Annotated in this window: 13 protein-coding genes and 1 pseudogene; 7 read left to right on the forward strand and 7 right to left on the reverse strand. The window is 45.5% G+C overall.

Going from position 1 to position 12,614, the window contains the following annotated elements:
• The first annotated feature begins 71 nt into the window (after positions 1 to 71).
• Positions 72 to 1,043, forward strand: a complete 972-nt coding sequence (pfkA, locus tag E7L17_RS05940; protein WP_316322339.1) for a 6-phosphofructokinase — start codon at positions 72 to 74, stop codon at positions 1,041 to 1,043.
• A gap of 80 nt (positions 1,044 to 1,123) precedes the next feature.
• Here pfkA and E7L17_RS05945 read toward each other — a convergent pair whose 3' ends face one another.
• The 3 genes from E7L17_RS05945 to E7L17_RS05955 form a co-directional block, all read right to left on the reverse strand.
• Complete coding sequence (locus E7L17_RS05945; protein WP_316322340.1) at positions 1,124 to 2,356, reverse strand: NRAMP family divalent metal transporter; 1,233 nt, start codon at positions 2,354 to 2,356, stop codon at positions 1,124 to 1,126.
• A gap of 173 nt (positions 2,357 to 2,529) precedes the next feature.
• Complete coding sequence (locus tag E7L17_RS05950; protein ID WP_316322341.1) at positions 2,530 to 3,393, reverse strand: TIGR03915 family putative DNA repair protein; 864 nt, start codon at positions 3,391 to 3,393, stop codon at positions 2,530 to 2,532.
• Positions 3,372 to 4,685, reverse strand: coding sequence for a putative DNA modification/repair radical SAM protein (locus E7L17_RS05955; RefSeq protein WP_316322342.1), 1,314 nt, complete (start codon positions 4,683 to 4,685; stop codon positions 3,372 to 3,374). Before E7L17_RS05955 ends, E7L17_RS05950 begins: the two co-directional genes overlap by 22 nt.
• A 399-nt stretch (positions 4,686 to 5,084) precedes the next feature.
• Here E7L17_RS05955 and E7L17_RS05960 point away from each other — a divergent pair, with 399 nt between their 5' ends.
• Positions 5,085 to 6,041, forward strand: a complete 957-nt coding sequence (locus E7L17_RS05960; RefSeq protein ID WP_316322343.1) for an L-lactate dehydrogenase — start codon at positions 5,085 to 5,087, stop codon at positions 6,039 to 6,041.
• A 1-nt stretch (position 6,042) separates the two neighbouring features.
• Here the strand turns inward: E7L17_RS05960 and E7L17_RS05965 are convergent, their stop codons facing one another.
• Positions 6,043 to 6,423 carry a RidA family protein gene (locus E7L17_RS05965; protein WP_316322344.1) on the reverse strand — a complete coding sequence of 127 codons (381 nt, stop codon included), beginning with the start codon at positions 6,421 to 6,423 and terminating at the stop codon, positions 6,043 to 6,045.
• Between the two features lie 106 nt (positions 6,424 to 6,529).
• Positions 6,530 to 7,402 (reverse strand): DegV family protein, encoded by an 873-nt coding sequence (locus E7L17_RS05970; RefSeq protein ID WP_316322345.1) that lies wholly within the window; start codon positions 7,400 to 7,402, stop codon positions 6,530 to 6,532.
• Between the two features lie 594 nt (positions 7,403 to 7,996).
• Between E7L17_RS05970 and cls the strand changes: the two genes are divergently transcribed.
• Positions 7,997 to 9,529 carry a cardiolipin synthase gene (gene cls / locus E7L17_RS05975; RefSeq protein WP_316322346.1) on the forward strand — a complete coding sequence of 511 codons (1,533 nt, stop codon included), beginning with the start codon at positions 7,997 to 7,999 and terminating at the stop codon, positions 9,527 to 9,529.
• A gap of 136 nt (positions 9,530 to 9,665) precedes the next feature.
• Here the strand turns inward: cls and E7L17_RS05980 are convergent, their stop codons facing one another.
• Together E7L17_RS05980 and E7L17_RS14950 are read right to left on the reverse strand one after the other, a co-directional pair.
• Entirely contained in the window at positions 9,666 to 10,019 is a 354-nt protein-coding gene (locus tag E7L17_RS05980; RefSeq protein WP_316322347.1) for a flavodoxin family protein, read from the reverse strand.
• Between the two features lie 96 nt (positions 10,020 to 10,115).
• Complete coding sequence (locus E7L17_RS14950) at positions 10,116 to 10,271, reverse strand: hypothetical protein (RefSeq protein ID WP_410470647.1); 156 nt, start codon at positions 10,269 to 10,271, stop codon at positions 10,116 to 10,118.
• Positions 10,272 to 10,440: 169 nt separating this feature from the next.
• Between E7L17_RS14950 and E7L17_RS05985 the strand changes: the two genes are divergently transcribed.
• The 4 genes and pseudogenes from E7L17_RS05985 (at position 10,441) to E7L17_RS06000 (ending at position 12,566) form a co-directional block, all read left to right on the forward strand.
• The gene (locus E7L17_RS05985; RefSeq protein ID WP_316322348.1) at positions 10,441 to 11,217 is read left to right on the forward strand and encodes a spore coat associated protein CotJA; all 777 of its coding nucleotides are present in this window, start codon (positions 10,441 to 10,443) and stop codon (positions 11,215 to 11,217) included.
• Positions 11,214 to 11,474, forward strand: coding sequence for a spore coat protein CotJB (locus E7L17_RS05990; RefSeq protein WP_316322349.1), 261 nt, complete (start codon positions 11,214 to 11,216; stop codon positions 11,472 to 11,474). The genes E7L17_RS05985 and E7L17_RS05990 overlap by 4 nt, the downstream gene beginning before the upstream one ends.
• Positions 11,474 to 11,569 (forward strand): annotated as a pseudogene (locus E7L17_RS05995) (manganese catalase family protein); the annotation flags it as partial. The gene E7L17_RS05990 and the pseudogene E7L17_RS05995, both read left to right, overlap by 1 nt.
• 139 nt (positions 11,570 to 11,708) lie before the next feature.
• On the forward strand, positions 11,709 to 12,566 hold the full coding sequence (locus E7L17_RS06000; protein WP_316322350.1) for an alpha/beta hydrolase: 858 nt from the start codon (positions 11,709 to 11,711) through the stop codon (positions 12,564 to 12,566).
• The last annotated feature ends 48 nt before the right edge of the window (positions 12,567 to 12,614 follow it).

A 12,614-nucleotide genomic window follows, 5' to 3' on the forward strand; every position in this document is an offset into this window, starting at 1 on the left:
GTACCATAATCAACATCAGCTCAAACCAATTGGCTGAATACTACAGTAACATTGAATCGGGAGGGTCTAAGATGGGGAAGAAGCAAATCGCAGTACTCACAAGCGGTGGCGACGCACCCGGAATGAACGCGGCGGTGCGTTCCGTAGTTCGAACTGCAATTTCCAGCGGAATGGGTATTTATGGAGTACACAGAGGCTATAACGGCCTGCTCAATTGCGATGTAGAAGAAATGAATCTGCGCAGTGTTTCAGACATTATTCATAATGGTGGAACCGTTCTTTATACGGCTCGAAGCCCAGAATACAATACACCGGAAGGTGTAAAAAAAGCGGCGGAAAACTGCCGTAAAATGGGCATAGAAGGCTTGATTGTAATTGGTGGTGACGGTTCGTTCCGTGGTGCACGTGATTTAACGCAGGCGGGTATTCCCTGCATTGGTGTACCTGGCACGATTGATAATGACATTGCTTGCAGTGAGTACACCATTGGCTACGATACCGCAATGAATACCGCTATGGAAATGGTAGACCGCTTACGCGACACCACAGAATCGCACGACCGTTGCAGTGTAGTTGAGGTAATGGGTCGCCGCTGTGGTGATATTGCACTCAATACCGGTATTGCGGTTGGCGCTATGGCCATTTTGGTGCCGGAGCAGCCCTATGATTTTGAGCGGGATATTTACCAGCGGATGCAGTACACGCAAAAAATTGGCAAGCGCCATTTCATTATTGTGGTTGCGGAAGGTGCTGGGTGCCATGTGGAAGACCTTGCGAAAGAGATTGAGAAAAATACGGGAATTGAGACTCGTGCAACCATTTTAGGGCATGTACAGCGCGGTGGTTCCCCGTCCTTGCGTGACCGTGTTGTGGCAACACAAATGGGCTACCATGCAGTAAAGCTGCTGGAAGATGGAAAAAGCAACCGTGTCGTTGCCATGCAGGGTAGTCAAATTGTTGATTTTGATATTACCGAAGCCCTGAATATGGAGCGCACCTTTGATAATGAATTGTATCAAATCGCTCTCAAAGTATCCATTTAATCATTTGTTTTCATAATAGTAAAAGCTGCTGTTCTAAATTCAGAACAGCAGCTTTTTTGCTCTTGATAAATATAGGAAAATTAGTCAAATAGCATCGCCATCGAAGAGGGCAGTGCAAGAAAGGCGGCATATGTAGTGAGTATGGTAATCAATATCCCAGCCGCCGTTAGCACCCGGGAGTGCCGGTAGTCTTTTCCTACAATGCTTTTGTCCCGAACGCTCCACAGGGTAATGGCAAGTGTAAAGGGCAGTATAAAACCATTTATTACCCCAGCAATGACCAGTAAAGCAGTCGCTTTGCCAATTGTTACAATCAATAGAGTTGCCAGCGCGATAAACCCGGTGATAAACCACGTTTCGTTCTTTGCTATGGTAGGGTGCAATGTTTTTAAAAAGGAAACCGAGGTATACGATGAGCCGATGATTGTAGTAATACCGGCACAGAATAGAGCAACGCCAAACAGCCGTGACCCCAGTTCCCCTGCGCCGAGTAGGAACGCTTGCGCCGCAGGGTTTTCGGCCGATTCAATAGCGGCAGAAGCGGCTTTGCCTCCGGCTGCGCAAACCCCAAATACCACTAGAAAAATCAATATGCGCGAAAGCCCCGTGATACCGCAGGTAAGGAGCGTGCTTTTTCGAATCCCTTTCAGGTTTTCTTGACCAGAAATACCTGCATCTAAAAAACGGTGTGCACCGCTATATGCAATGTAACCGCCGGTTGAGCCGCCTAGCAGAGTAATGAGAGGAACCAGTAGTAAAAGAGGCTGTTCCGGATAAAGCATGCCGCTTGCCACACGCTGAACCGGCGGATCCGTCTGAAAAGACATGACAAGTAAAATGAGCAGAACCATCACACTCAATATTTGGGATGCCCGGTTAATCCCACTGGACGCATTCTTCATCAGGAACAATGAAATTGCCAGCCCACTCGAAAGAAAATAGCCCGCCATAAGGGGGAGCCCGCAAACCGCATTTAATCCAAGAGCGGCGCCCCCCACATTCCCAATCGCGAACGTAAAGCCGCCAAAGGTAACCAATATGGCAATCACATTTCCTGCGCCGGGCAGTACACGGTTCGCCAGCTCTTGCCCGCGTAGGCCAGAAACGCCTAAAATGCTCCAAAGGTTGAGCTTTGCAAAGGTATCAATCACAATCATGGCTACAATAGCCGCTGCAAGACTTTCGCCATATTGTGCGGTAAATAGAGAGGTTTGAACCATAAAGCCCGGCCCAATCGACGAAGCACCGGTCATAAACGCCGCACCAATTAAGGCAGAACGTAATTGTTTTTGTTCAGGTGTCACTGCTTTCATGCGATTCTCCCTTTCAAAGCAAGCACTGGGATACTACCCGTTCTAGTATCGTACCGTTTTGAAAAGGGAAAAGCAAGAGCGAGAATGAAATCTATAAAAATTGATGTAATATTATAAGATAATATTACAAGAAAGAAGAACTGAATTTTATTAAATAAGAATATCATGCTTTCTTAAATGCTGGTTTCGGGTGGTAAGGCATTTTGCGGAAGAGGAGTACTCTGTTTATCTAATTCACTGTCATCATCGTAATCCGGCTCGATTTGTAAATCCCGGTAAAAATGGTACTGCATTTCGGGAAGGTGCTTCCAATATCGTTTTTGCATATGGTTCATACGAAGGCGTAAGTTTTCACGGTCATGAATGCTGATTGAGTCATAAAAAGTGTGCCACAGCTTTCGGTAGCGCAGTTCTGTTTCATCCGGTTCCGGCGGCTCAAATGCAAGTAAAGGCAGGATTTCATAGCGCCCATTTTGGTAAACCAAAGCTTGATCATTGGTTTTATCGTAAATTAAAAAGGCCTCATTGCAAAACCGCTTGCTAAAATGCGGCGCCAAAAGAGGCAGCACTTGGTTTTTTGGCTCAATTACTGACCACAATGCCCCTTGCGAATCAGAGAAGCGAACAAAGCCTTCGTACTGGTGGCTTTCTCGCTGCAAATGTAAAACAGCCTTGTTTAAGCTGTGAACAGCGGGGTCTGTTAAGCGGTTCATCACCTGTGGACCGTAACGAAATGCCTGCCGCAGAAAGCGGAGAATCCAAACCTCTTTTTGCGGCAGGCAGGTTAAAAAAGCCCGCTCTGCTAAATACTTCGCATTCGGGCCAATTTTGGGCAGCATAGCCGTTTTTACGCGTTGCACCTTCATGGGGTCGGTGACGATTTCCACAGCAGGGTACAGTGTTTGCTGTACCGTGTCATGTGAGTAAACCGCCTGTGGTAGCTCTTTTCTTTCATAGGTTTCGAATAAGCAGCACAGCAGGCCGTCCCAACTGCCATCGTAGCGGTAATCCCGCACTACTGGGGTCCCGGCAGGCATGCAATTCCTCCTTCCCATAACTGAGGAACCGTCTCTTTCGGGAAAAAGGAAAGCTGCTCTCCCTGCGGCTCGAACAGCGATTTGCAGGAATCTGACACTAAAGCGCGAAGAACAGCATCACGAGTTAGTACCGGTGGGCGCTCATCGCGTCCCGCTCCATAGATAAAGTATCTGGCGCGTTTCATTACAACGCCTAGCTTTTTTAAATCATCAGTTCGCAGTGTTCCCGAGCGGCGAGCGGAAGTAATTCGCCCTGCGCTTTTTACGCCAATTCCTGGCACTCTTAAAATGGTTTCGTAGGGGGCACGGTTTACATCTACAGGGAATTGCTCCAAATGGTTCAGCGCCCAATTGCACTTGGGGTCTAGCATGGGGTGGAAGCTTTGGTGTGCTTCATCCAGTAGTTCATCTGCCGAAAAACCATAAAAACGCAGCAGCCAATCTGCTTGGTACAGCCGGTGCTCGCGTAACAGAGGGGGGCGAACCGAAAGGGCAGGCAAAAGCGGGTCGTTTGAAACAGGAATATATGCCGAAAAGAAAACACGCTTGAGCTCATACCGGCGGTATAACCCTTCTGTAAGTTTTAGAATTTGAAAATCACTGTCTGGAGTTGCACCAATTATCATTTGCGTGCTTTGCCCGGCAGGTGCAAATTTGGGGGTATGGCGGTAACGAACCAAATCGGTTTTGTTTTCTTTGATTCTTCCCGTAATAAAGCCCATTGGCTTTAAGATGTTGGTTTTGGATTTATCTGGAGCAAGGAGGGCAAGGCTCTTTTGGGAAGGCATTTCAATGTTTACGCTCATGCGGTCCGCTAGAGAGCCAAGACGTTCAATTAAAAGACTATCTGCACCAGGAATCGCCTTTGCGTGAATATACCCGTTAAAGCGGTATTCCTCCCGAAGTATACGAAGCACCTCAATCATCCGCTCGCAGGTGTAATCGGGGCTTTTTAAGATGCCGGAGCTAAGGAACAAGCCCTCAATGTAATTTCTGCGGTAGAAGTTCATGGTTAAGTCTGCCAGTTCCCTCGGCGTAAAGGTGGCACGAGGAACATCGTTGCTTCTGCGGTTGACGCAATATTTGCAGTCGTAGGCGCAGCTATTCGTCATGAGTACCTTTAGCAGAGAAATACAGCGTCCGTCTGCTGAAAAGCTGTGGCAGATTCCCCCAGAGACGGCACTTCCCATACCGCCGTTTTCGGAAGCGCCGCGGTCTACCCCGCTGGAAGTGCAGGCTACGTCGTATTTCGCAGAGTCTGATAATATTTTAAGCTTATCCAACGTTTGCAATTGCCCAACCCACCTTGCCTTTTACTTGATAAAAATAGAATTTTAATATATGCTTTAATTATACCGGAACGTATGTTCTTTGTAAAGAAGCAAATTGAGGTTATACTAAAATTAATTCTCGATAATAGAAACTACATGTAAGGAAATAGCATTGTTACATTTGGTAAACGGGAAGCAGACAGTGTTAAAAATGCTCGCGAATACCCAGTATTCCTACATTTTATCTTGTATTGTTCTAACTTTGTTATAAATGATTCAGCGTTTTCATTTATAAACTGACCTTAGAAAAAGCAAGGGAAAATAGTATTTGCTATAATGGAAAAAAGTGGTATACTTCAAATAACTATTATTTAACAATCTTGAAGCAAGGGAAACCGGAATTATAGGAGGGGAATTTCAGTGAAAAATGATATTCGAAAAATAGTGCTGGTTGGAACCGGATTTGTTGGAATGAGCTTCGCCTATGCGCTGCTAAACCAAACCGCATGCGATGAGCTCGTGCTTATTGACCTTGACACCTTGCGTGCGGAAGGCGAAGCAATGGATTTAAACCACGGTGTTGCGTTCTCCGGCTCCCATATGAAGATTTATGCCGGCAGCTATAACGACTGTAAGGATGCCGATATTGTTGCCATCTGTGCCGGAGTAGCTCAAAAGCCGGGAGAAACCCGCATTGATCTTCTTCAACGGAATACGGCGGTATTCCGCTCCGTGGTAGCCCCTGTGGTTGCGTCTGGCTTTAATGGAATCTTCCTGATTGCAACAAACCCGGTGGATATTATGGCTCATGTAACACAAAAGCTTTCAGGCTTTGACCCACGCCGTGTCATAGGCTCCGGCACAACGCTTGACAGTGCTCGCCTGCGCTACCTGCTTGGCAGTTACCTTCGGACAGACCCTCGCAATGTGCACGCATATGTAATGGGGGAGCATGGCGACAGCGAATTTGTGCCTTGGTCGCAGGCGATGGTAGGTACAAAGCCCGTATTAAAAATAGTAGAAGAATCTCCCGAAAAATTTTCTCTGACAGATTTGCAGAATATTAGTGAGGACGTAAAAAACGCCGCACAAAAAATCATTGCGGCGAAAAATTCTACGTATTATGGCATTGGCATGTCGATGGTACGAATTGTGAAAGCAATTTTCGGTGATGAAAATTGCATTTTAACCGTTTCTACCTTGCTCAACGGGCAGTACGGCGAAAGTGATGTGTATATTGGTGTTCCCAGCTTTGTAAACCGTGAGGGAGTAGCCGGTATATTAGAGGTTTCACTCACAGAAAAAGAGCTTGAAAAATTCAAGCTCTCATCCAGCGTTTTAAAGGATGCTTTTGGTAGCATCCGATTTGAAATTTAATTTATATTACAGCTACCATTTCTATTTCGACCAAAGCACCCTTGGGCAACCCGGCTACCTGCACGCAGGAGCGGGCGGGGTAGGGTTTTTCAAAGTAAGTGGCATACAGCTCGTTTAAAGCTGCAAAATCATTTAGGTCCGTGAGGAATACATTCACTTTTACTACGTTTGAAAAATCGGCGCCAGCTTGTTCTAAAACAGCTTTTAGGTTTTGGAACACACGGCTTCCTTGCTCCTGTATGCCGCCGGGTACCAAAGCACCGGTAGATGGGTCAATCGGAATTTGACCGGAAGTATACAAGGTATCCCCAATTTGTACGGCCTGTGAATATGGACCAATGGCGGCTGGTGCGCTGGTAGTGACTATTTCTTTCTTCTGCATGGTGAATTCCTCCTCACATTTATTAACAAGATGAATCTTCGTTTCACATCGTATTTCATCTTTTTCTCAAAATGGCAAAACGTTATGCATTATGGCAGCCGTAGGATTAGTTTTCGCTTGCCCAGAACGATACTGCCAGCATCCCTGGCCCAACATGAGCGCCAATTACCGGGCCAATGTCGCAAATAATAATATCTTTTGGACGGAATCGTTCGCGAATCTCATTTTTGAGCTGCTTCGCGTCTTTCTCACTGTTGCCGTGCCCAATTAAAATAACTTGCTCTGCCGGGTTAATCCCGGTTTGTGCTATTCGGTCAATAAGGGCATCCATCGATTTTCTACGACCGCGAACCTTTTGTGCCGCAACGAGCTTGCCCTCGCTGTCTACGTGCAGTACGGGCTTAATACCGAGAGCAGAACCAGCTAGCGCGGCAACGGATGAAATGCGGCCGCCACGGCGAAGGTGATTGAGGTCATCAACGGTAAACCATTGGGCAATGTGCAGGTGACTTTGCTGTGCCCATGCAACCATCTCATCAATTGTGTAACCCTCTTGCATTTTCTGTGACGCTAATAGCACAAATAAGCCTTGGCCAATGGAAGCGCATAAGGAATCTATGCAAACAATTCTCTGTTCGGGGTATTTTTCCTGTAATTCAGCCGCTATAATGAGGGAAGACTGGTAGGTACCGCTCAGTCCTGAGGTGAAGCTCAAATAGAGCACGTCCATACCGGCATCGAGTATGGCTTCAAAATATTTCATATAAGTAAGCTGGTTTACTTGTGAAGTAGAGGGTGTTTCACCTGCTGCCATCCGCTCGTAAAATGTAGCGAAGCTCATCTCACGTGCGTCCGGGTAGTGCTGGTAGAGGGTACCTCCAATTTGAAATTCCATAGGAATAACGCGAACGTTCAGTTTATCTAATACTTCGGCGGGAAGATCACAAGTAGCATCAGTAATTAAAGCATAATTTTTCAATCAAGTGGCCTCCTCTTACAAAGGGATTTATCTCCCTGAATCCTATTAAAAAATAAGTGATGTATAAAAAAGATGTAACATACTTTTTATTGAGATACCAATACACATGATTTTCTGTTATTATAGCAGAAAATAAACGATTTGAGGTAATACAAACGTGTTTTTTTACGTTAATTAACGAAATGAGCCTCACTAAGAGGACTATCCATATAAATTTGAAAGTGACAATTTGGCATATGGCACTTCAATGCTCTCCCAGCCGCCAAAAGCGGAGCTTTTGTGTGCGCGTGAGGTTATTCAAGCACTGAAATACTAAAAATGCATAAAAAGCATTTAAGGTAAAAGCAATAAGAAAGTAAGTGCTTCAATGCTCTCCCAGCCGCCAAAAGCGGAGCTTTTGTGTGCGGCGTGAGGTTGTTCAAGCACTAAATGACAAACAAGCATAAAAAGCATTTAAGGTAAAAGCAATAAGAAAGTAAGTGCTTCAATGCTCTCCCAGCCGCCAAAAGCGGAGCTTTTGTGTGCGGCGTGAGGTTATTATAACGTATCCCCACTGGTTTGACAAGAATCCCCTATTCGCAAAGGAAGGACTGTATGAAAAAGATTCTGCAAAGTTTGCTTAGCCGTACCTCTATGATTGCATTTGCAATTTTAGTCCAAATTGCGGTACTGCTACTGATGATTACACAGTTTAGCAGTTATTATGTTTGGTTCTACAGTGTTTGTAATGTAATTAGTATTGCAGCACTGCTTTGGATATTAAACACCGGTGAGCTTCACCCAACCTATAAATTTGCATGGTGTGTTTCTATTTTACTATTTCCCATATTTGGCGGTCTCATTTATCTTATGTTTGGACGCAGCCGCCATAATCGACTCATTCGGCGCAGTGTTTCACTTGAGAACCAAAGCTTTCGTACCTATTTAAAGCAAGACCCACAAATTTTGGAAGAAATCGGCCAATTGAATGCAGATGCCGGTGCACAGGCACAGTATTTGCAACGCTACTCCAACTGCCCTGCCAGACGAAATGACTCTGCGGTTTATTTTCCAAGTGGAGAATCAAAGTTCCTTGCGTTGGTGGAGGAATTGAAAAAGGCAGAGCGCTTCATTTTTTTAGAATACTTTATTATCCGTGAAGGCGTTATGTGGGATACCATACTCGAAATCCTTGCGAAGAAAGCCAAAGAGGGTGTAGAGGTTCGCGTTATGTACGATGATATGGGCTGTTTATTTACACTTCCCTTTAAATATAGCCGCCGCCTTAATAAAATGGGAATTCAGTGCTGTGTATTTAACAGCTTTGTTCCGTTTCTTTCCACCTTAATGAATAACCGTGACCACCGAAAAATCGTGGTAATCGATGGGAAGGTTGCCTTTACCGGCGGTGTAAACCTTGCCGATGAATACATTAACCTAACTCCGCGGTTTGGAAAATGGAAAGATGCCGCAGTGATGATTCGCGGAGAAGGCGTGTGGAATTTTACAGTAATGTTCCTTTCTTTATGGGGGTTTGAGCGGAAGATTACGGAGGACTACGAAAAATTCCGTGCTGTACCGAAACCGGATGAACCGCGTGAGGGCGGTTACGTGATTCCCTATAGTGATAATCCGCTTGATTGGGAGCCGGTAGGCCGCAATGTGTACCTGAATCTCATTAGCCGCTCTAAAAAATATCTCTATATTAATACACCCTATTTAATACCAGATAACGAAACCATAACCGCACTTTGCAATGCGGCTAAAAGCGGTGTAGACGTACGCATTATTACGCCGCATATTCCAGATAAAAAGCTGGTATATCGGGTCACCCGCGCAAACTATGAGATGCTACTGAAAAACGGGGTGAAAATTTACGAGTATCTTCCGGGCTTTAACCACGCCAAAACCGTTGTGTGTGATGATGAGTACGGAATTGTTGGTACGATTAATTTCGATTACCGCAGCTTTTATATGCACTTTGAGTGCGCAGTTTGGATGTTCCGGTGTCCGGCAGTAAATAGCATGCGAGAGGAATTTCAAACAACACTTTCAGAGTGCCGCCAAGTGGTGCATGCCGAATGCCACACAAGCTGGTATATGCGTGCGTTTAACAGTATTCTGAATCTGTTTGCTCCCATCATGTAAGAAACAATCGAAAGAGGGAACTCTTTAACTGTTTACCAATAAAATAGTTTTATTATTAGAAAGTGAAATCCAGATACCGTTTCGGTATCTGGATTTCACTTTCTTGCAGTTATTCTTAATGTGTAAAAACTAGCACTCACCCTCTTGCGTATTGCGCCGGGTACCATTTTTGAAAATTGAGCGGTAGCTGGCGGTCGATTAGGTTTTTTAGACCACCGGGAACGCTGAAATAATACAGAGGGAACGACCAAATAATTACATCAGCCAAAATTATTTTGGTAAGAATTTCTACCACAGTGTCTTTTATTACACACTTACCCGGCGTTGTATGCCAACAAACATAGCAGCCTAAGCATGGCTTAACATCTGCCTTTGCCACGTTAATAACTTCAGCATCGGTCCATCCGGCTCCCTCTAAGAAAGTACGTGTCAAGAGCATAGTGTTGCTGCTTTCCCCTTTGGGAGACCCATTTAACACTAAAACTTTCATAGGTGCTTACCCTCTAAAATAGCAATTGCATGATCTGCCGAACATATACCGGCATCGTAGAACGATTCCCCGTAGAGAATAGAAATATTCAAGAGTTTAGACTTTGTTATCGCCCACAATCACGCCATATTCCGAACTTGCAGCATGAGCAGCTTTGAGAGTCTCTTTACTTTCAAGGCACTTTTCGCGATACGCTCGGAGCATCTCAAGTGACTGCTCTGCGCTTGTTTCTCCGGCGAAGAAAACTCGCATTAAAAAGGCACTCTAAATCTATTGCTATCTTGCAATTGATTACTGGAAAAAGGTTGGACAATAAGCTTTCTGTTTAATTTCAGAAGAGAACAGGCACTTGGAATATTCTGCTGGCATATTCTGTTATGGGATAAGCTTTAGATTTAAGCGAAAGGGGAACACGAGAAGAATGACAGATAATCAGTACCTGCAGTATATGCAGAACCTGCAAAACACGCAGGCAGTGCAGAACTCGCAGAGTGCGCAGAATGCGCAGAGTGCCCCCAACATGCAAAGCGTGCAGGGCGCACAGAGCAACTCCAACATGCAAAGCGTGCAGGGCGCACAGAGCAACTCCAACATGCAAAGCGTGCAGGGCGCACAGAGCAACTCCAACATGCAAAGTGTGCAGGGCGCACAGAGCAACTCCAACATGCAAAGTGTGCAGGGGGCACAGAGCAACTCCAACATGCAAAGTGTGCAGGGGGCACAGAGCACTCCAAACATGCAAAGCGTGCAGGGCGCACAGAGCAACTCCAACATGCAAAGCGTGCAGGGCGCACAGAGCACTCCGAACATGCAAAGTGTGCAGGGCGCACAGAGTACTCCGAACATGCAGAGTGTGCAGGGCGCACAGAGTACTCCGAACATGCAAAGCGTGCAGGGCACACAGAGCACTCCGAACATGCAGAGTGTGCAGGGTGCACAGAGCACTCCAAACATGCCCAATATGCAAAGTAACTCGAATATGCAAAATATGCAGAGTGTTCAGGGAATGCAAAGCATGCAAAGCTGTGAGCTGACGGTAGAGGTAACCCCTCTCCCGGCGCAGACCGTCGTAGCCATGGCTTATGTACCCTTCCAGCAGTTTGATACAACGTATACGGCAGAAAAGGGATTTAATCAGGGTACGATTTTCCCAGATTTGGATAAACCGTTTACAGGGAAGAGGGGTGTTCTAAAATGACAGATCAAGAAAGACTCATGCGGCAAATTAACTCGTATCGCTTTATGTCGTGGGAGCTCCATATCTTTTTAGACACACACCCGAACAATTGCGAGGCAGCTAAAAAATTGGAAGAAACCCGCAAGAAGATTGCTGAATTAACAAAGAACTATGAGGATGCCTACGGACCCATGGGAGAAACAAGCAACCAAACCAGCAGATGGGCTTGGATAACCGGACCGTGGCCGTGGGAAGTAGAAGAGGAGGTGGATAACTAATGTGGGTTTACGAAAAAAGATTGCAATACCCGGTAAAGATTAAGAACCCCAACCCTGCTCTGGCAAAAATCATTATGACTCAGTATGGTGGGCCACACTGCAAGCAGGTATAAAAGTCCATAGTTATTTTAATAAATTACCTATATAAAGTTCTATTTTCTAAAAAAGATTGATTAACACACGCATAGACAAAAAGCGGTAAGAATATTTTGTATAGGAAAAGGAGATGAGGTTTTGGGTTATTATGTAACAGTGGAAGCCAACGTAAAAATCTTCGTTGAGGATGTGAATCCGGGTGGGGATAAAACCATTCTGTTTGTTCACGGTTGGCCGGGCAACCATAATCTATTTGAGTATCAATTAAATCAGCTCCCCAAATTAGGGTACCGCTGCATTGCAATTGATTGCCGTGGATTTGGCCTCTCAGATAAGCCATGGAGCGGTTACGATTACAACCGTTTGGCGGATGATCTGCGGGCGGTAATTGAGGCCTTGCAGTTGCGGAACATAACGCTGGGCGGTCACTCCACCGGCGGCGCTATTTGCCTGCGCTATATGGCAAGGCATAACGGATACGGGGTAGCCAAACTAGCGCTGTTTGCGGCGGCAGCTCCCAGCCTGATTCAGCGCCCGAATTTCCCGTATGGTTTGCAAAAGAAGGCTGTGCTCGATATTATTCAGGGAACCTATACCGACCGGCCCAAGATGTTAGTGGGTTTTGGTAATATGATTTTCTACCACTGCGTTGGTAAGCCCATTTTAGATTGGATTTTTCAATTGGGGCTGCAGGCGGCGAGTTGGTCTACGGCAGCTATTGCAAACACATGGCTGAACGAGGTGCTGTTCGACGACATGGCAAAGGTGAATGTACCCACGTTGATTTTGCACGGCTTAAACGACCGTGTGTGCTTATACCCCCTAGCCGTAGCACAACACAAAGGGATTGCAAACTCGAAGCTTGTTCCTTTTCAGCAGTGCGGGCATTTTCTGTTCTATGATCAAATGGAACGGTTTAACCGCGAACTAATTGCTTTTACACAAAACGATGGAATGGGATTAAAGGGTAAAGAGAACAATTTATATCAAAAATGAAAACGCCTGATGATACAGACGATTGTCTATAATAGAATTGAACTTTTT

Source organism: Clostridium sp. (genome assembly GCF_032576335.1).
Classification (GTDB): domain Bacteria; phylum Bacillota; class Clostridia; order Oscillospirales; family Acutalibacteraceae; genus Faecalispora.

What these genes read in the sequence shown, in the direction of transcription:
- pfkA (WP_316322339.1), top strand. Translation starts at nt 72, where the DNA reads ATGGGGAAGAAGCAAATCGCAGTACTCACAAGCGGTGGCGACGCACCC.
- E7L17_RS05945 (WP_316322340.1), bottom strand. Translation starts at nt 2,356, where the DNA reads ATGAAAGCAGTGACACCTGAACAAAAACAATTACGTTCTGCCTTAATT.
- E7L17_RS05950 (WP_316322341.1), bottom strand. Translation starts at nt 3,393, where the DNA reads ATGCCTGCCGGGACCCCAGTAGTGCGGGATTACCGCTACGATGGCAGT.
- E7L17_RS05965 (WP_316322344.1), bottom strand. Translation starts at nt 6,423, where the DNA reads ATGCAGAAGAAAGAAATAGTCACTACCAGCGCACCAGCCGCCATTGGT.
- cls (WP_316322346.1), top strand. Translation starts at nt 7,997, where the DNA reads ATGAAAAAGATTCTGCAAAGTTTGCTTAGCCGTACCTCTATGATTGCA.
- E7L17_RS05980 (WP_316322347.1), bottom strand. Translation starts at nt 10,019, where the DNA reads ATGAAAGTTTTAGTGTTAAATGGGTCTCCCAAAGGGGAAAGCAGCAAC.
- E7L17_RS14950 (WP_410470647.1), bottom strand. Translation starts at nt 10,271, where the DNA reads ATGCGAGTTTTCTTCGCCGGAGAAACAAGCGCAGAGCAGTCACTTGAG.
- E7L17_RS05985 (WP_316322348.1), top strand. Translation starts at nt 10,441, where the DNA reads ATGACAGATAATCAGTACCTGCAGTATATGCAGAACCTGCAAAACACG.
- E7L17_RS05990 (WP_316322349.1), top strand. Translation starts at nt 11,214, where the DNA reads ATGACAGATCAAGAAAGACTCATGCGGCAAATTAACTCGTATCGCTTT.